This is a genomic window from Pseudomonas sp. B21-054, assembly GCF_026016345.1.
GTDB lineage: Bacteria > Pseudomonadota > Gammaproteobacteria > Pseudomonadales > Pseudomonadaceae > Aquipseudomonas.
On sequence record NZ_CP087204.1, the window covers coordinates 1 to 18,513 of the forward strand.

At 58.7% G+C, this 18,513-nt stretch carries 15 protein-coding genes; 10 read left to right on the forward strand and 5 right to left on the reverse strand.

The features are described from left to right. The 8 genes from dnaA to gabP all read left to right on the forward strand — a co-directional run bounded on the left by dnaA (position 1) and on the right by gabP (position 10,760). Positions 1 to 1,527 carry a chromosomal replication initiator protein DnaA gene (gene dnaA / locus LOY70_RS00005; protein ID WP_060739907.1) on the forward strand — a complete coding sequence of 509 codons (1,527 nt, stop codon included), beginning with the start codon at positions 1 to 3 and terminating at the stop codon, positions 1,525 to 1,527. Positions 1,528 to 1,566: 39 nt separating this feature from the next. Then, complete coding sequence (gene dnaN / locus LOY70_RS00010) at positions 1,567 to 2,670, forward strand: DNA polymerase III subunit beta (protein WP_007903001.1); 1,104 nt, start codon at positions 1,567 to 1,569, stop codon at positions 2,668 to 2,670. 20 nt (positions 2,671 to 2,690) lie between these two features. Continuing rightward, positions 2,691 to 3,794 (forward strand): DNA replication/repair protein RecF, encoded by a 1,104-nt coding sequence (gene recF / locus LOY70_RS00015; RefSeq protein ID WP_265032274.1) that lies wholly within the window; start codon positions 2,691 to 2,693, stop codon positions 3,792 to 3,794. 5 nt (positions 3,795 to 3,799) lie between these two features. After that, positions 3,800 to 6,217: a DNA topoisomerase (ATP-hydrolyzing) subunit B gene (gene gyrB, locus LOY70_RS00020; RefSeq protein ID WP_265032276.1), complete on the forward strand. Its 2,418-nt coding sequence runs from the start codon at positions 3,800 to 3,802 to the stop codon at positions 6,215 to 6,217. A gap of 605 nt (positions 6,218 to 6,822) precedes the next feature. After that, the gene (locus LOY70_RS00025; RefSeq protein ID WP_265038239.1) at positions 6,823 to 7,617 is read left to right on the forward strand and encodes a MarR family transcriptional regulator; all 795 of its coding nucleotides are present in this window, start codon (positions 6,823 to 6,825) and stop codon (positions 7,615 to 7,617) included. 1 nt (position 7,618) lies between these two features. Then, a complete protein-coding gene (locus LOY70_RS00030) occupies positions 7,619 to 8,320 on the forward strand; it encodes a hypothetical protein (protein WP_265032278.1) in 702 nt (233 codons plus the stop codon). Positions 8,321 to 8,358: 38 nt separating this feature from the next. Continuing rightward, positions 8,359 to 8,988 carry a serine/threonine protein phosphatase gene (locus LOY70_RS00035; protein WP_265032280.1) on the forward strand — a complete coding sequence of 210 codons (630 nt, stop codon included), beginning with the start codon at positions 8,359 to 8,361 and terminating at the stop codon, positions 8,986 to 8,988. A gap of 377 nt (positions 8,989 to 9,365) precedes the next feature. Next, positions 9,366 to 10,760 (forward strand): GABA permease, encoded by a 1,395-nt coding sequence (gene gabP, locus LOY70_RS00040; protein ID WP_265032281.1) that lies wholly within the window; start codon positions 9,366 to 9,368, stop codon positions 10,758 to 10,760. Between the two features lie 66 nt (positions 10,761 to 10,826). Here gabP and LOY70_RS00045 read toward each other — a convergent pair whose 3' ends face one another. Then, positions 10,827 to 11,561 (reverse strand): response regulator transcription factor, encoded by a 735-nt coding sequence (locus LOY70_RS00045; protein WP_025211058.1) that lies wholly within the window; start codon positions 11,559 to 11,561, stop codon positions 10,827 to 10,829. Between the two features lie 220 nt (positions 11,562 to 11,781). Here LOY70_RS00045 and LOY70_RS00050 point away from each other — a divergent pair, with 220 nt between their 5' ends. Next, a complete protein-coding gene (locus LOY70_RS00050) occupies positions 11,782 to 13,296 on the forward strand; it encodes a PAS domain-containing sensor histidine kinase (RefSeq protein WP_265032284.1) in 1,515 nt (504 codons plus the stop codon). 178 nt (positions 13,297 to 13,474) lie between these two features. Here the strand turns inward: LOY70_RS00050 and LOY70_RS00055 are convergent, their stop codons facing one another. From LOY70_RS00055 to glyQ, 4 genes are all read right to left on the reverse strand, one after another. Continuing rightward, positions 13,475 to 14,245, reverse strand: a complete 771-nt coding sequence (locus LOY70_RS00055) for a lysophospholipid acyltransferase family protein (protein ID WP_265032286.1) — start codon at positions 14,243 to 14,245, stop codon at positions 13,475 to 13,477. Positions 14,246 to 14,325: 80 nt separating this feature from the next. Continuing rightward, entirely contained in the window at positions 14,326 to 14,859 is a 534-nt protein-coding gene (gene gmhB, locus LOY70_RS00060) for a D-glycero-beta-D-manno-heptose 1,7-bisphosphate 7-phosphatase (protein ID WP_265032288.1), read from the reverse strand. Between the two features lie 3 nt (positions 14,860 to 14,862). Next, positions 14,863 to 16,917, reverse strand: coding sequence for a glycine--tRNA ligase subunit beta (gene glyS / locus LOY70_RS00065; RefSeq protein ID WP_123414039.1), 2,055 nt, complete (start codon positions 16,915 to 16,917; stop codon positions 14,863 to 14,865). Further along, the gene (gene glyQ / locus LOY70_RS00070; protein ID WP_003177094.1) at positions 16,914 to 17,867 is read right to left on the reverse strand and encodes a glycine--tRNA ligase subunit alpha; all 954 of its coding nucleotides are present in this window, start codon (positions 17,865 to 17,867) and stop codon (positions 16,914 to 16,916) included. The genes glyS and glyQ overlap by 4 nt, the downstream gene beginning before the upstream one ends. Before the next feature lie 81 nt (positions 17,868 to 17,948). On the opposite strand from glyQ, the gene LOY70_RS00075 reads away from it, so the two are divergent. Continuing rightward, positions 17,949 to 18,506 (forward strand): DNA-3-methyladenine glycosylase I, encoded by a 558-nt coding sequence (locus LOY70_RS00075; protein WP_265032319.1) that lies wholly within the window; start codon positions 17,949 to 17,951, stop codon positions 18,504 to 18,506. The last annotated feature ends 7 nt before the right edge of the window (positions 18,507 to 18,513 follow it).

Sequence of the window (18,513 nt, forward strand, 5' to 3'; positions counted from 1 at the left end):
GTGTCAGTGGAACTTTGGCAGCAGTGCGTAGAGCTTTTGCGCGATGAGCTGCCTGCCCAACAATTCAACACTTGGATCCGTCCACTACAGGTCGAAGCCGAAGGCGACGAGTTGCGTGTCTATGCACCGAACCGTTTCGTTCTCGACTGGGTCAACGAAAAGTACCTGGGCCGGGTCATGGAACTGCTCGACGAGCATGGCAATGGCATGGCGCCTGCGTTGTCCTTATTAATAGGCAGCAAACGCAGTTCGGCACCCCGCGCCGCGCCCAATGCGCCGCTGGCCGCCGCGGCGTCACAGGCCCAGCAGGCTGCCCCGGCACCCGTGAACAACCATGCCGCCCCGGCGCCCGCGCCTGCCCCGAGCAAACGCAACACGCAAAAAGTCGCCGAAGTCAGCGAAGAGCCCTCCCGCGACAGCTTCGATCCAATGGCCGGTGCCAGTTCCCAGCAGGCTCCGGTGCGCGCCGAACAACGCACCGTCCAGGTCGAAGGCGCGCTCAAGCACACCAGTTACCTGAACCGCACCTTCACCTTCGAGAATTTCGTTGAGGGTAAGTCCAACCAACTGGCCCGCGCGGCGGCCTGGCAGGTCGCGGACAACCCCAAGCATGGTTATAACCCGCTCTTCCTTTATGGTGGCGTGGGCCTGGGTAAGACCCACTTGATGCACGCGGTGGGTAACCACCTATTAAAGAAGAACCCGAACGCCAAGGTCGTGTACCTGCATTCCGAGCGTTTTGTGGCCGACATGGTCAAGGCGCTGCAACTGAACGCAATCAACGAGTTCAAGCGTTTCTACCGTTCGGTGGACGCCTTGCTGATCGACGATATTCAGTTCTTCGCCCGCAAGGAACGTTCCCAGGAAGAGTTTTTCCACACCTTCAACGCATTGCTTGAAGGCGGGCAGCAGGTCATTCTCACCAGTGACCGTTACCCGAAAGAAATCGAAGGCCTTGAAGAGCGCCTCAAGTCGCGTTTTGGCTGGGGCCTGACGGTGGCTGTCGAGCCTCCGGAACTGGAAACCCGAGTCGCGATCCTGATGAAGAAGGCCGACCAGGCCAAGGTCGAGCTACCTCACGACGCCGCGTTCTTCATTGCCCAGCGTATCCGCTCGAACGTACGTGAGCTCGAAGGCGCTCTCAAGCGTGTGATCGCTCACTCGCACTTCATGGGCCGCGACATCACCATCGAGCTGATTCGCGAATCCTTGAAGGATCTGTTGGCGCTCCAAGACAAACTGGTTTCTGTGGATAACATTCAGCGTACGGTTGCGGAATACTACAAAATCAAGATTTCCGATCTGCTATCCAAGCGTCGTTCGCGTTCGGTGGCTCGCCCACGTCAGGTGGCCATGGCTTTGTCCAAGGAACTGACCAACCACAGCTTGCCGGAAATCGGCGATGTGTTTGGCGGGCGCGACCACACCACGGTGTTGCACGCCTGCCGCAAGATCAACGAACTTAAGGAATCCGACGCGGACATCCGCGAGGACTACAAGAACCTGCTGCGTACACTGACCACTTGATGACCACCAGCGCAGCTTATTAAGGCAAGGGACTAGACCATGCATTTCACCATTCAACGCGAAGCCCTGTTGAAACCCCTGCAACTGGTCGCAGGCGTCGTCGAACGCCGCCAGACCTTGCCGGTACTTTCCAACGTGCTGCTGGTTGTCGAAGGCCAGCAATTGTCGCTGACCGGTACCGACCTGGAAGTCGAGCTGGTCGGTCGTGTGCAACTTGAAGAGCCGGCCGATCCGGGTTCCATTACCGTACCGGCGCGCAAGCTGATGGACATCTGCAAAAGCCTGCCCAACGACGCGCTGATTGACATCAAGGTCGATGAGCAGAAGCTCGTGGTCAAGGCTGGTCGCAGTCGCTTCACCCTGTCGACCCTGCCGGCCAATGACTTCCCGACGGTGGAAGAAGGACCGGGTTCGCTGACCTGCAGCCTCGAGCAAAGCAAATTGCGTCGCCTGATCGAACGCACCAGCTTCGCCATGGCCCAGCAGGATGTGCGTTATTACCTCAACGGCATGCTCCTGGAAGTGTCCGCCGGCATCATCCGCGCCGTTGCAACCGACGGCCACCGTCTGGCGATGTGCTCGATGCAGGCCGATATCGGTCAGCCTGATCGCCACCAAGTGATCGTGCCGCGCAAAGGTATCCTGGAGCTGGCCCGCCTGCTGACTGAGCCGGATGGCAACGTCAGCATCGTGCTCGGCCAGCACCACATCCGTGCCACCACCGGCGAGTTCACCTTCACCTCGAAACTGGTGGACGGTAAATTCCCTGATTACGAGCGTGTACTGCCTAAAGGTGGCGACAAGCTGGTCTTGGGCGACCGCCAGGCGCTGCGCGAAGCCTTCAGCCGTACGGCGATTCTGTCCAACGAGAAGTACCGCGGCATTCGCCTGCAACTGGCCAATGGTCAGCTGAAAATCCAGGCGAACAACCCGGAACAGGAAGAAGCGGAAGAAGAAGTGGGCGTTGAATACAACGGCGGCTCCCTGGAAATCGGTTTCAACGTCAGCTACCTGCTCGACGTGCTGGGCGTGATGACCACCGAGCAAGTGCGTCTGATCCTGTCTGACTCCAACAGCAGTGCGTTGGTGCAGGAGTCCGATAACGACGATTCGGCCTACGTTGTCATGCCGATGCGTCTGTAATCATGTTCAGCAGAAGCTAGATGTCCTTAAGTCGCGTCTCGGTCACCGCGGTGCGCAATCTGCACCCGGTGACCTTCTCCCCTTCCCCGCGAATCAATATCCTTTACGGCGCCAACGGCAGCGGCAAAACCAGTGTCCTGGAAGCCATTCACCTGCTGGGGCTTGCCCGTTCGTTTCGCAGCAGTCGCCTGTTGCCGGTCATCCAGTACGATCAATTGGCTTGCACAGTGTTCGGGCAGGTGGAGCTGGCTGAAGGGGGTCACAGCGCCTTGGGGATCTCCCGGGACCGGCAAGGCGAGTTCCAGATTCGCATTGACGGACAGAACGCCCGCAGCGCCGCGCAGCTGGCGGAGATCTTGCCGTTGCAGTTGATCAACCCGGACAGCTTCCGTTTGTTGGAAGGCGCGCCGAAGATTCGTCGGCAATTCCTGGACTGGGGCGTGTTTCACGTGGAACCCCGTTTCATGTCCACTTGGCAGCGCTTACAGAAGGCGCTGCGCCAGAGAAACTCTTGGCTGCGGCATGGTACACTTGACGCCGTTTCGCAAGCGGTTTGGGACAGGGAACTGTGCCAGGCCAGCGCTGAAATCGATGAATACCGCCGCGCTTACATCAAAGCCTTGAAACCGGTCTTCGAGCAGACCTTGAGCGAACTGGTTGAGCTTGAGGGCCTGACGCTCAGCTATTACCGAGGCTGGGACAAGGACCGGGAATTGAGTGCCGTGCTGGCTGGCTCGCTGCAGCGGGACCAGCAGATGGGCCATACCCAGGCTGGACCACAACGCGCTGACTTGCGCCTCAGATTGGGCGCACATAACGCCGCGGACATCTTGTCCCGGGGGCAGCAGAAGTTAGTGGTGTGCGCCTTGCGTATCGCCCAAGGGCATCTGGTCAGCCAGGCCCGTCGCGGTCAGTGTATTTATCTGGTGGATGACTTGCCGTCCGAGCTGGACGAAGCCCACCGTCGCGCACTTTGCCGCTTGTTGGAAGACTTACGCTGCCAGGTATTTATCACCTGTGTAGATCACGAATTATTGAGGGAAGGCTGGCAGACGGAAACGCCAGTCGCTCTGTTCCACGTGGAACAGGGCCGTATCACCCAGACCCACGACCATCGGGAGTGAAGGCATTGAGCGAAGAAAATACGTACGACTCAACGAGCATTAAAGTGCTGAAAGGCCTGGATGCCGTACGCAAACGTCCCGGTATGTACATTGGTGACACCGACGATGGCAGCGGTCTGCACCACATGGTGTTCGAGGTGGTCGACAACTCGATCGACGAAGCCCTCGCCGGCCATTGCGACGACATCAGCATCATCATCCACCCGGATGAATCCATCACCGTTCGCGATAACGGCCGTGGCATCCCGGTAGACGTACACAAAGAGGAAGGCGTTTCCGCTGCCGAGGTCATCATGACCGTCCTCCACGCCGGCGGTAAGTTCGACGATAACTCCTACAAAGTATCCGGCGGTCTGCACGGTGTAGGTGTCTCGGTCGTGAACGCACTGTCCGAACAGCTTGTGCTCACGGTGCGCCGCAGCGGCAAGATCTGGGAACAGACCTACGTCCATGGCGTGCCTCAGGCACCGATGGCAATCGTTGGCGACAGCGAAAGCACCGGCACCCAGATCCACTTCAAGGCTTCCAGCGATACCTTCAAGAACATCCACTTCAGCTGGGACATCCTGGCCAAGCGGATTCGTGAGCTGTCCTTCCTGAACTCCGGTGTCGGCATCGTTCTCAAGGATGAACGCAGCGGCAAGGAAGAGCTGTTCAAGTACGAAGGCGGCCTGCGTGCGTTCGTTGAATACCTGAACACCAACAAGACGCCGGTCAACCAGGTATTCCACTTCAACGTCCAGCGTGATGACGGCATCGGCGTGGAAATCGCCCTGCAGTGGAACGATAGCTTCAACGAGAACCTGTTGTGCTTCACCAACAACATTCCGCAGCGCGATGGCGGTACCCATCTGGTGGGCTTCCGTTCGGCGCTGACGCGTAACCTGAACAACTACATCGAACAGGAAGGCCTGGCGAAGAAGCATAAAGTCGCCACCACCGGTGACGATGCCCGCGAAGGCCTGACAGCGATCATTTCGGTGAAGGTGCCGGATCCGAAGTTCAGTTCCCAGACCAAAGACAAGCTGGTGTCTTCCGAAGTGAAGACCGCGGTCGAACAGGAAATGGGCAAGTACTTCTCCGACTTCCTGCTGGAGAACCCGAACGAAGCCAAGCTGGTGGTCGGCAAGATGATCGACGCCGCGCGTGCCCGTGAAGCGGCGCGTAAGGCCCGTGAGATGACCCGCCGCAAAGGCGCGCTGGACATCGCCGGCCTGCCGGGCAAACTGGCCGACTGCCAGGAAAAGGACCCTGCCCTGTCCGAGCTGTACCTCGTGGAAGGTGACTCTGCTGGCGGTTCCGCCAAGCAGGGACGCAACCGCCGGACCCAGGCCATCCTGCCGCTCAAGGGTAAGATCTTGAACGTCGAGAAGGCGCGCTTCGACAAGATGATTTCTTCCCAGGAAGTCGGCACGTTGATTACCGCGCTGGGCTGCGGCATCGGCCGCGAAGAGTACAACATCGACAAGCTGCGTTATCACAACATCATCATCATGACCGATGCTGACGTCGACGGTTCGCACATCCGCACCCTGCTGCTGACCTTCTTCTTCCGTCAGTTGCCGGAGCTGATCGAGCGCGGCTACATCTACATCGCCCAGCCGCCGCTGTACAAGGTCAAGAAAGGCAAGCAAGAGCAATACATCAAAGACGACGACGCCATGGAAGAGTACATGACGCAGTCGGCCCTGGAGGACGCGAGCCTGCACCTGAACGAAGAAGCCCCTGGCATCTCCGGCGAAGCCCTCGAGCGCCTGGTCAACGACTTCCGCCTGGTGATGAAAACCCTCAAGCGCCTGTCGCGCCTGTATCCACAGGAGCTGACCGAGCACTTCATCTACCTGCCGGCTGTCAGCATGGAGCAGCTGTCCGATCACGCGGCGATGCAGGATTGGCTGGCCCAGTACGAAGTTCGCCTGCGCACCGTAGAGAAATCCGGCCTGGTCTACAAAGCCAGCCTGCGCGAAGACCGTGAACGTAACGTCTGGCTGCCGGAGGTCGAACTGATCTCCCATGGCCTGTCGAACTACGTCACTTTCAACCGCGACTTCTTCGGCAGCAACGACTACAAGACCGTTGTATCCCTCGGCGCGCAACTGAGCACGCTGTTGGACGAAGGCGCTTACATTCAGCGTGGCGAACGCAAGAAAGCCGTGACCGAGTTCAAGGAAGCCCTTGAATGGTTGATGGCCGAAAGCACCAAGCGCCACACCATCCAGCGCTACAAAGGTCTGGGTGAAATGAACCCGGATCAGCTGTGGGAAACCACCATGGACCCAAGCTCGCGCCGGATGCTGAAAGTCACCATCGAAGACGCCATTGGCGCGGACCAGATCTTCAACACCCTGATGGGTGATGCGGTCGAGCCTCGCCGTGACTTCATCGAGAGTAACGCGTTGGCGGTGTCCAACCTGGATTTCTGATCCTTCTTGTAGGATCCCAGAAAATCTGATGATTATCTCAAATAGCTGATTGTCATCAGAGGCAGAAAAAAGGCCGGCCCTCGTGAGGGTCGGCCTTTTTTTACCCGTCGGCAAGCGTTAGGGCAAGCCTGGGCGTAGCTGCCGATGCACTGATCGCCGCCTCACCCACAAAATTCTCGATGGGTCTACCCGATGTAGAGAGGGGGTCGGAGCACCTAATTAATTAAGAAATCTGGGGGCAATGTTTTTTGTGCCTGGCGCACGCTCTTGTACGACCACATGTGCCTTCAGAGCATCACTTTAATGGATAGCTTCAGCCAAGCAGTCCCTCGTTTCGACCAGCTGCCAGCATCTACGACCTTGCGGCGCTTGACTTCTGGAAATTTACCAGAAATCTATCGTCCACATTTTATGGACTGTGGACAATGGATTTTTTGCTTATTCTTGGAAGTCAACTCCTATCAGATGTGTGGAGCTTTGTGATTCGCCTTTGTTGCATCGAGGGGAACGCTGCCGGTAGCCGATCGTTTGACTTCCAGCCTCTCAATGAGATTTTTCTTGACTATTCAGGATTTGCAAAGCGTATAGTGTCCACGATCTATGGAATGTGGACATTTTACGAAAGGGCTTTTATGAAGAGTCAAGACATTTTGCTGCTTTTCAAAATGACCAGCCTCCATGCTCAAGAGGAGAATCTCTTTGGCCGTATGGAATCCGAATCTACCTCTGAGCTAGTTAAAAGCTTGCTGGAGCCAGAGCCCCGTGGGTTGATGGTAGCTGGGGGGCCAGTTGGTCAGCCATTGGCTGCGCAGCCGATCAATGACGAAGATACGATATTTCGGCCGCTAGACCTTGACGCGCCGATGGACGATTCCGATCAGTGGGAAGGCTGGTCGAATGTGGTGTCGTCGACTCCGATAACCAGTTGGAGTGAAAGCTATTCCTTGCGGGCGCTCTCCGCGTCGCTTGGCCTCAGCAAAAGCGAAATTTCTAACGCTTTGGTGCGTTGCCGTAGTGCCGGCCTTCTCACCAACGACTATGAAACCGGCCTACCGAAGGTGAACCGGCGCGAGCTGCTGAAGATTACCGAGCACGCGCTGAAATACTTTTTCCCCGTCAGGCCTGGTGCAATTGTCCGCGGCATCCCAACAGGGTTTGCCGCTCCGGCTCTTTCAAAGAGTCTGAAAAGTGCGGGAGGGCTGATACCCGTGTGGCCCGATGCCCTGGGCAACGAGCGTGGCCAATCGATTGAGCCTCTCTACAAGACGGTTCCCGAGGCGGTAAAAAAAGACAGGACCCTTTATCATTATCTCGCGCTTGTAGATGCGATCCGCGTTGGGGGCCCGAGGGAGTGCGGCGTGGCTGTCAACATACTGAAGGTAGGGATGGGGTTGAAATAATATGGGATCGAATGCGGACCACAACTACGACCTTATCTCGTTTGTGGCTGATGGTTTGGGCGACGATTTTCTCGCTGAGTGCGCTTTTGTCGGAGGATGCACCACCGCCATGTTGGTTACCGACAGCGCGGTGCTAGACGACATCCGGTTCACCGACGACGTCGATTTGGTGATCGAACTCGCCGGCATTTCTGCCTGGGAAAAGCTCACGCAGCGCCTCGCAGCGAAGGGCTTCAAGATCACTGGCGAAGACGACGTGAACTGTCGATTCAGGTTCAACGATGTCATCGTAGATGTTATGCCAAGCGACCCATCGATTCTCGGCTACGCGAACCGCTGGTACGTGGAGGGGCTGTCTCAAGCAGTACCATTCGAGCTTCCCAGCGGCCGAGCGATTCGAATCTTCAAACCAGAATTCTTCTTGGCAACTAAGCTCGAAGCCTTCACTGGCCGAGGAAATGGCGACCCGTACCACAAGGACGTCGAGGACATCATCATTCTGATCGACGGGCGTCCAGAGCTGTTGGCGGAGGTCAGCGACGCCGACGAAGAGCTCAAACAGTACATCGCCGCGGGTGTCAGCGCACTGACACAACTTAGCGGGATCGATTATGCAATCGAGAGCTCGGGCTCTGTTCGGGCGAACCCTGGGCGTGGCAGGCTCGTTCATCAACGTATGAAGGATCTGAGCGCGCTCGCATGAGATATCAAACAAGGACTGTAAAAGGGCATGAGCGAGCGGTGAACCACGATGTCGCAGTCGCGGAAATCGATGGATCACGAGGCTTTTTCGTCATTATGGATGGCACCTCGAAACCGGGAAGCTGCCAGCTTGCTCAAGGCCTGGCCCAGGGGGTGATCAAGGCCTACCAGAGCCAGATTGCCCAAGGCGCTGATGACTCCACGCCGGATCTGGTTGAGCAATTGCTCAGCGGTATCCTGGCGGATATACACGGGCAGTTATTCGCCACACAGACGGGGACCACGAGCTACTTGATTGGTGTCGCGTCGCAGGGCCAACTGACTGTGGCATATGAAGGTGATTGCGCCTGTGGGATGGCTGGAAACGATGGCAGAATCGAATGGTTTACGCCTCCTCACTGTCGAGCAAACTGGAGACGAGACCGATCACATCGTGAGTTGGCGCTAGATCCTGCACGTAACCTGGTCACCCGCAGCCTGAGGGCAACACGGGACCCGGATCCAGACTTCGTTCGCCGGCTGGCACCAACAGGAACTCGCTTTGTCTTCGCTACCGATGGGTTCTGGGCTGAGCTCACTGAGCAGCAACAAGCTGCTGCGATCAATGATCCAACGGGTGACGTCATTGTGGTAAGCGACGATGTCACTTGGATTGATGTGAGGATGTGAGCCAAAACCGCGCACAAGCCTGGTAACCCCAGGCTTCTTGCGTTGCCGAAGTCAACCGTGCGCTGGTTACGACTCCTACAGCAGCACCTCGCTCCAACAAAAAGCCAACGCACATGCGTTGGCTTTTTTTTACGCTGGAAAATACCCGATCCTTCTAAGACCCACCGATCACAAACGGGGTAACTGGGTAACACCCTGGCATAAAGCCTTCATTGTCAATGGGTTAGGAATTGGGTGAAGGCCCCGGATACCGGGGGCCTTGGATTTCCTGGCGCAGAACTTGCGTGTTTAATAACTTACACATCGTTTTTTTAAATTTACAGGGAAACGATGGCACGAGGTGGTACGAATAAATTCAAATGCCAAGGGTAGTCTCAATGAGCGGTACGCAAACTTCCGATAATCTGGCGCAAGGGCTCAAGCCCCGTCATGTGACGATGCTTTCCATCGCCGGCGTAATTGGCGCCGGTCTGTTCGTCGGTTCCGGCCACGCGATCGCAGCGGCCGGTCCGGCCGTGCTGTTGGCTTACGCTGCTGCGGGTGCCTTGGTGGTGCTGGTGATGCGGATGCTGGGCGAAATGGCGGTGGCGTCGCCGGACACGGGTTCCTTCTCGACGTATGCGGACCGGGCGATCGGTCATTGGGCGGGTTTCACCATCGGCTGGCTCTACTGGTGGTTCTGGGTCCTGGTGATTCCGCTGGAGGCCAACGCCGCCGCGACCATCCTGCATGCCTGGTTCCCGAACGTGGCCATTTGGGTCTTCACCCTGGTCATCACCCTGTTGCTGACGGTCACCAACCTGTTCAGTGTGAAGAATTACGGCGAGTTTGAATTCTGGTTCGCCCTGGTCAAGGTGGTGGCGATCATCGGCTTCATTGGCCTTGGCATCCTGGCGATTTTTGGCTTGCTGCCTACCAGCCAGGTCAGCGGCGTTTCGCACCTGTTTGACACCCAGGGCTTCCTGCCAAATGGCATGGGCGCGGTGTTGGGGGCGATCCTGACTACCATGTTTTCGTTCATGGGCACCGAGATCGTGACCATCGCGGCCGCCGAATCGAAGAACCCAGGCCAGCAGATTTCCAAGGCAACCAACTCGGTGATCTGGCGGATTGGCTTGTTCTATCTCGTCTCCATCTTCATCGTCGTGGCCTTGGTGCCATGGAACGATCCGATTCTCGCCAGCGTCGGTTCCTACCAGACAGTGCTGGAGCGCATGGGCATTCCGAATGCCAAGCTGATCGTCGATATCGTGGTCTTGGTTGCGGTCACAAGCTGCTTGAATTCCGCGTTGTATACGGCTTCGCGCATGATGTTCTCGTTGGGCAAGCGTGGTGATGCACCGGCTGTTTCCCAGCGCACCAACAAGAGCGGCACACCTTATTGGGCCGTGATCCTGTCGACCGCGGCAGCCTTCGTTGCAGTGTTCGCCAACTACGTGGCCCCGGCTGCTGTCTTCGAATTCCTGTTGGCCAGTTCGGGGGCTATCGCGTTGCTGGTGTACCTGGTCATTGCGGTTTCGCAATTGCGTATGCGCAAACAGCGCATGGTTCGCGGGGAAAAAATCGCCTTCAGCATGTGGCTGTTCCCCGGCCTCACCTACGCGGTGATCATATTCATCGTTGGGGCTTTGACCATCATGCTGTTCCAGGAAGCCCATCGCGTGGAGATCCTCGCGACCGGTCTGCTGAGTGTCTTGGTAGTGATATCCGGCGTGCTGATACAGCGTCGTCGGATTGGAAAAGCTGGGAAAGTGGCAGCCATGATGGGCTGATGAGCCGCAGGCTCCCCGCCAACAAAAAGGCCAACGCATAGGCGTTGGCCTTTTTACATCGGCGCCTTAACTGGCCACCGACGCCTCACTCCCTGCCGCCACCCTCTCCAACCGATACCCATACCCATAAATCGTCAGCAACTGCCAACCTCGATCCGCCGTCAGCCCAAGCTTGTTGCGCAGACGATAGATATGGGTATCGAGCGGACGCGACGAGGTCATTTCCTCGTGGGTCCAGAAGCGCTCGTAGAAATACTCCCGGGACAATGGACGGCCCAGGTTGGCGAACAGGCAGCGGGCCAGGCGGTATTCACGTTCGGTCAGGCTGATGGGGATGCCGGCGCGGGTGACGGTCAGTTCGGCATCGTCGAATTCCAGATCGTTGAACACCAGCACATCGCTGGTGGGCGTGCGCTGCAGGTTATGGCGCCGCAGCACGGCGGTGACCCGGGCCTTGAGTTCGTTGGGCCTGAAGGGTTTGCTCACGTAGTCGTCAGCGCCGGCATTGAGGGCCTGGACGATGTCGTGCTCGCCGTCGCGGCTGGTGAGCATGATGGCGGCCGGTGGCGAGTCCATGTGCTCGCGTGTCCAGCGCAGCAGCGACAACCCACTGATATCGGGCAATTGCCAGTCGAGGATCAACAGGTCGAAGGTTTCCCGGCGCAGTTGCCGCAACAGGTCTTCACCGCGTTCAAAACTGTGCAGGGTCCAGGCTTGCTCGTTCTTGCTGGGGATTTGTTGAAGTGTCTGTTCCACCCGGCGCAGTTCGGCCGGTTCGTCATCCAGTATGGCGACACGCATGGGACGCGATTCCTTGATCTCGGGAGTAACGGACATCTCAGGGGGCATGCAATCGTGATCAGCGTGCGGTGTGCCGGCTGATTCGTTGCCATTCTCCCTGTCGCTGGCTGCGACAATACCGGCTCGCGGCGCCGAGGGAAAGCCAGCTGCGCGCCACTTGGCGAGTCCGCTATAGTCTTGGGCTTTCAGCCCGCCGTCCCACTGTTCAGTCAGAGTGCCTATGAGCAACCAGCGTCGCCGTGAAAGCCGTGAACCGACCCAGGTCCAGCGATTGTTTCGCCAATTGGTACGGGAGTGGTTGTGGATAAGTTTATTTCTATTGCCGCTTACTGCCCTGCTGTCATTCAGTGCCCAGACCATGAGCAACGGGTCGGCTGCAGCTTTGTTGTCGGTGTGCCTGGTAGCCTGTGTATTGGGATTGCTGTTGCTGCGCCCGCAGCTGGCGTTATGGACCACAGTGGGTGGCATGGGCCTGGCACTGTTGCTCAGCGCGGTGCTGGGCGCGGAGGGCTGGTGGTGGTCGCCGATGGCCAGTGTCTTGGGCATGTTGTTGGGTTACCTGATCTGGAACTGGCGGCGTCTGAGCGTGGTGCTGGCCTATTTCGGCTGGGAGTTGGCGCGCCTGGATGGGGAGCCGAAGGTGTTCCCGGAACGTCGCCGCGCCCCGTACACCGGCAGTGACCGCTTGCAGGGCCAGATCATGGCCCTGGAACAAGCCATGAGTCGAACGCGGGACACGCGCCGTTTCATCGCTGACGGCCTGGAATACCTGCCCGTGGCGACCATGATCAGCGACCCTCAAGGCAAGTTGTTGCTCGGTAACCGCAAGGCGCGTGATCTCTTCGGCCATGGCCTGGCGGGCGGTGATGTGCTGGAGCATCTCGCGCAACTGGGTTACCCGGCGCTGGAGCGAGGGCCTCATCGGTTATCCACATTGCCGTTGGTGGAGTTTCGCGACACTCGCGAGCGCAGCTTGCGTCTGGAACGGGCCGCCCTATTGCCTGTCGACGGCGATGCGCCGATTGGCTGGCTGCTGAGCCTTACTGACCTGAGCGCGGAGCGCGAAGCCGAGGAGCAACGTAGCGTCATGCTGCGTTTTCTGTCCCATGATCTGCGCGCGCCTCACTCGGCGATCCTCGCGTTGCTGGATGTGCAACGCCATCAGGCGGGCGATACCAACCCGGTGTTCGATCAGATCGAGCGCCAGGTGCGTCGCGCCCTGGATCTGACCGATGGCTTCGTGCAATTGGCCAAGGCTGAATCCGAGGCGTACCAATTCCGGCCAACGTTGTTTGCCATGCTGGTGATGGACGTGGTCGACCAGGCACTGCCCATCGCTCAGGCCAAGGGCATTCAGCTCACTTACGAAATACACAATGAAGAAGCGATGGTGAAGGCAGATCAATCTTTGCTGACCCGTGCTCTGTTCAATCTGCTGGAAAATGCCATCAAGTACAGCTCGCCCGACGCCTGCATTTCGCTGCAGGTTCATTGCACGATGGGTTGGCTGACCTGCACTGTCGCTGACCAAGGCAAGGGCATCAGTGCCGAGGAACTGCCGGATCTGTTCACTCAGTACCGACGGTTTTCATCCGCTCAAGGGGTGGATGGCATTGGCTTGGGACTGTCGATGGTCAAGGCGGTGGTTGACCACCATGGCGGGAAAATCGAGTGTCACAGTGTGGTGGGTAAAGGCACAACGTTTAGCTTGGGATTCCCCTTGCTGGAAGACTAAAAAAAATCGCAACCCCCAGCAGGAAGTGCTGAAGGCTGCGATCTTTTTTGGGGCGCTATAAAAACTTATGCACCTTTTTGGCTGTTTTATGTGTTTATGAAATATGTATAAAAAACATAGAGTTATGACATAAAAGCAACGCTTTCAGCGAAAACGGTACACAGCTTATCCACAGATCTCAAACAGCGATTTGATCCGTAGCGGTCGGGGCTGCGGGAAGCGAACCCATCTCCCGTTGCGTCTGTTCATTCCAGGCTTGTACACGGTCATTAAGCTCGGCAATGGCCCGCGGCCCAGTCCCTTCGGCATACATCGGCGCGCCGATCACCACGGTGATGACCCCCGGGGTTCTGACCCAGCCTGCCTTGGGCCAGAATTTACCGGCATTGTGTGCAATCGGCAGCACCGGTAGATCCGCATTCACCGCCAAAGCGGTACCGCCCCGGGAGAACTTGCCGACCGTGCCGTAAGGAATACGAGTGCCCTCGGGAAAGATCAGCACCCAGACGTTGTCCTTGAGCAGTTCGTCGCCCTTCTTCGCCACATGCTTGAGCGCAGCCTTGGGATTGTCGCGATCAATGGCGATCGGGCGCAGCATCGCCATGGCCCAGCCGAAGAACGGCACGAACAACAACTCACGCTTGAGCACTTGGCTCAACGGCTCGAAATAGGCCGAGAGAAAGAAGGTTTCCCAAGTGCTCTGGTGGTTGGATTGGATCACGCAGGGACGGTCAGGCACGTTTTCGGCGCCCTTCACCTCATAGCTGATGCCCAGGAACACTTTGCTCAGCCATAGCGCGCAACGGCACCAGTAGACATTGATGAAACGGTAGCGCGCCCGGAACGGCAAAAAAGGCGCGATAAAAAAACTCAAGGAGCACCACAACAAGGAGCTGGTGCCCAGCAGCAGGTAAAAGAGAAAGGTTCTGATGGCCTGCAATATCGACATAGCGGCGTTTACCATTGCGGGCAATGCCCGCCTGTTTAAGCGCTTCCCGAACAGTCCTTGATCAGGATGTCTTGGGAGCTCTAATTGTGGATAAGTTCAGCGGCAATCGCCGCCAAGTCGTCAAAAATCAAGGTGCCCACCGGTAGGGTCTTGCCCAGAGTCTTTTCGCCTTTTCCGGTCTTTACTAAAACTGGCTGACAATCGACGGCTTTGGCTGCCTCCAGGTCACCGAGGCTGTCGCCGACGAACCACACACCCGCCAGCGGCACAGCATAATGCTCGGCAATCGCCTTCAACATGCCCGGCTTGGGTTTGCGGCAATCGCAGCCTTCGTCCGGCCCGTGTGGGCAATGCACGATCAGCCCGACTTCACCGCCCTGCTCCGCCACCAATTGGCGCAAGCGCTCATGCATGGCGTCCAGCACGGAGAGGTCGTAGTAACCGCGGGCAATGCCCGACTGGTTGGTGGCGACCGCCACCGTCCAGCCGGCCTTGCTCAACTGCGCGATGGCTTCGATCGATCCGGGCAGTGGCAACCACTCCTCCACCGATTTGATATAAGCGTCGGAGTCGTGATTGATCACCCCGTCCCGATCGAGAATCAGCAGTTTCAAGGCTTACCCCAGCAGCGAAATATCGGCGACGCCGAGGAACAAACCACGCAGGCGCGCCAGCAGCGCGTAGCGGTTGGCCCGTACGTTGGCGTCTTCGGCATTGACCATCACCGCTTCGAAAAACGCATCCACCGGTTCACGCAGTGCCGCCAGACGCGTCAGGGTTTCGTTGTACTGACGCGCCGCTGCCATTGGCTGGACCGCCTGGTCAGCCTGCTGGATCGCCGAATACAGGGAGAACTCATTGGCGTTGTCGAAGTACTTGGCTTCGACGGTGGCCGCGATGTTGCCCTCGGCCTTGCTCAGCAGGTTCGAAACACGCTTGTTCACCGCCGCCAGCGCTGCGGCTTGCGGCAGTTGGCGGAACGCCTGCACCGCTTGTACGCGCTGGTCGAAGTCCAGGGCCGAACCCGGCTTCAGGGCACGCACCGACAGGTAGGTGGCAACGTCGACGCCTTCGTCTTCATAACGCGCACGCAGGCGGTCGAAGATGAATTCCAGCACGGCATCGGCCAGGCCGGCAGACTTGACCTTGCTGCCGAACGCATTGACGGCGAACGCCACGGCGTCGTTCAAGTCCAGGTCCAGCTGTTTGTCGATCAGGATCCGCAGCACGCCCAACGCCGCGCGACGCAAGGCATACGGGTCTTTACTGCCGGTAGGCAGCATGCCGATGCCGAAGATGCCGACCAGGGTGTCGAGCTTGTCGGCGATGGCCACGGCCGCACCGGTCAGGGTGGTCGGCAGTTCAGCACCGGCACCGCGCGGCATGTACTGCTCGTTCAGCGCCAGGGCCACGTCTTGTGGCTCGCCGTCGTTGAGGGCGTAGTAGTAACCGGCGACACCTTGCATCTCCGGGAACTCACCGACCATCTCGGTGGACAGGTCGCACTTGGACAGCAGGCCGGCACGGGCCGCGCGCTGGGCGTCGCCGCCGATGCGTGGGGCGATGTACGCCGCCAGTTTCGACACACGTTCGGCCTTGTCGTAGACGCTGCCGAGTTTTTCCTGGAACACCACGTTCTTCAGGCGCTCGTTGAAGCTTTCCAGGGGCTGCTTCTTGTCCTGCTTGAAGAAGAACTCGGCATCGGTCAGGCGCGGACGAACGACTTTTTCGTTACCGGCGATGATCTGCTGCGGGTCCTTGCTTTCAATGTTGGCCACCGTGATGAAGCGCGGCAGCAACTTGCCTTCGGCGTCCAGCAGGCAGAAGTACTTCTGGTTGTCCTGCATGGTGGTGATCAGCGCTTCCTGTGGCACTTCGAGGAAACGCTCCTCGAACGAGCACACCAGCGGCACTGGCCATTCCACCAGCGCGGTCACTTCGTCCAGGAGGTTGGCCGGCACGATGGCGGTGCCTTCCTGTTGGGTGGCCAGCTCTTCGGTGCGCTTGCTGATCAGCTCGCGACGTTCGTTGGCATCGGCCAGCACGTAAGCGCCACGCAGGTCGGCCAGGTAGTTGGCCGGCGAGGTGATGCGCACGCTCTGCGGATGATGGAAGCGGTGGCCGCGGGAATCGCGACCGGCCTTCTGGGCCAGGATCGTGCAATCGATGACCTGGTCACCGAGCAACATCACCAGCCATTGGGTCGGACGCACAAACTCTTCCTTGCGCGCGGCCCAGCGCATGCGCTTGGGAATCGGCAAGTCATTGAGGGAGTCTTCGACGATGGTCGGCAGCAGACTGGCGGTCGGCTTGCCCTTGATGCTCTGGCTGTAGCGCAGCTTCGGACCGCTCTGGTCGATTTCGCTCAGGTCCACTCCGCATTTCTTGGCGAAGCCCAGGGCGGCCTGGGTCGGATTGCCATCGGCATCGAACGCGGCCTGGCGTGGCGGGCCGTCGAGGTTGATGCTGCGGTCCGGTTGCTGGGTCGCCAGGGCGGTGATCAGCACGGCCAGACGGCGCGGCGCGGCGTAGACGTGCTTGGCTTCGAAGTCCAGGCCAGCGGCTTGCAGGCCTTTCTCGATACCGGCCAGGAACGCATCGGCCAGGGTGTTCAGGGCTTTGGGTGGCAGTTCTTCAGTGCCCAGTTCAACCAGAAAATCTTGAGCACTCATTGTGCAGCCTCCAGCTTAGCCAACACTTCATCACGCAGGTCCGGGGTCGCCATCGGGAAGCCCAGCTTGGCACGGGCCAGCAGGTAGGCTTGCGCAACGGAACGCGCCAGGGTGCGCACACGCAGGATGTATTGCTGGCGCGCAGTCACGGAAATCGCCCGGCGCGCGTCCAGCAGGTTGAAGGTATGGGACGCCTTCAACACCATTTCATAGCTCGGCAACGGCAACGGCTGGTCCAGCTCGATCAGGCGCTTGGCTTCGCTTTCATAGAAATCGAATAGCTCGAACAGCTTCTCGACGTTGGCGTGTTCGAAGTTGTAGGTCGACTGTTCCACTTCGTTCTGGTGGAACACATCGCCATAGGTCACTTTGCCGAACGGGCCGTCGGCCCACACCAGGTCGTAGACCGAATCCACGCCTTGCAGGTACATGGCCAGGCGTTCCAGGCCGTAGGTGATTTCGCCGGTCACCGGGTAGCACTCAATGCCGCCCGCCTGTTGGAAGTAGGTGAACTGGGTGACCTCCATGCCGTTGAGCCAGACTTCCCAGCCCAGGCCCCAGGCGCCCAGGGTCGGCGATTCCCAGTTGTCTTCGACGAAACGAATGTCATGCACCAGCGGGTCGAGACCGACGTGCTTGAGGGAACCGAGGTACAGCTCCTGGAAGTTTTCCGGGTTCGGCTTCAGCACGACCTGGAATTGGTAGTAGTGCTGCAGACGGTTCGGGTTTTCGCCGTAGCGGCCGTCAGTCGGGCGGCGGCTGGGCTGCACATAAGCGGCGTTCCAGGTTTCCGGGCCGATGGCACGCAGAAACGTGGCGGTGTGGAAAGTGCCGGCGCCTACTTCCATATCGTAGGGCTGAAGTACCACGCAACCTTGCTCGGCCCAGTATTGCTGGAGGGCGAGGATCAAGTCTTGGAAGGTACGCACGGCTGGCGTAGGCTGGCTCACGAAATTCACCTGTTTCTTGGGCTGCGATTTAAAGAGCGGGAGTATACCCGATTCGTTCGTGCGCACGCCCCCTGGAGCCTTATGCCACGCTGCTTTTGGTGTTCTGACGATCCTTTGTACATGGCTTATCACGATCAGGAGTGGGGCACACCGCTGCGCGATGCGCAGGGTTTGTTCGAGTTGCTTTTGCTCGAAGGGTTCCAGGCCGGGCTGTCCTGGATCACCGTTTTGCGCAAACGCGAGCGCTACCGGGAAGTGTTGTACGGCTTCGATGTGCAGCGCGTGGCGCAGATGAGCGACGCGGAAATCGATGAGCTGATGCTCGACCCCGGCATCATCCGCAACCGCCTCAAGCTCAAGGCGGCCCGCCGCAATGCCCAGGCCTGGCTGGCCTTGGAGGATCCGGTGGGGTTCCTCTGGTCGTTTGTCGGCGACAAACCCATCATCAACCATTTCAAGGACCGCAGCGAAGTGCCGGCTATCACGCCCGAGGCCCTGGCGATGAGCAAAGGCCTGAAAAAAGCCGGGTTCACCTTCGTCGGGCCGACCATTTGCTACGCCTTGATGCAGGCCTCGGGAATGGTCATGGACCACACCCAGGACTGCGACCGCTACGCCGAGCTGGCAAACGGTGGTTAGAATAGCC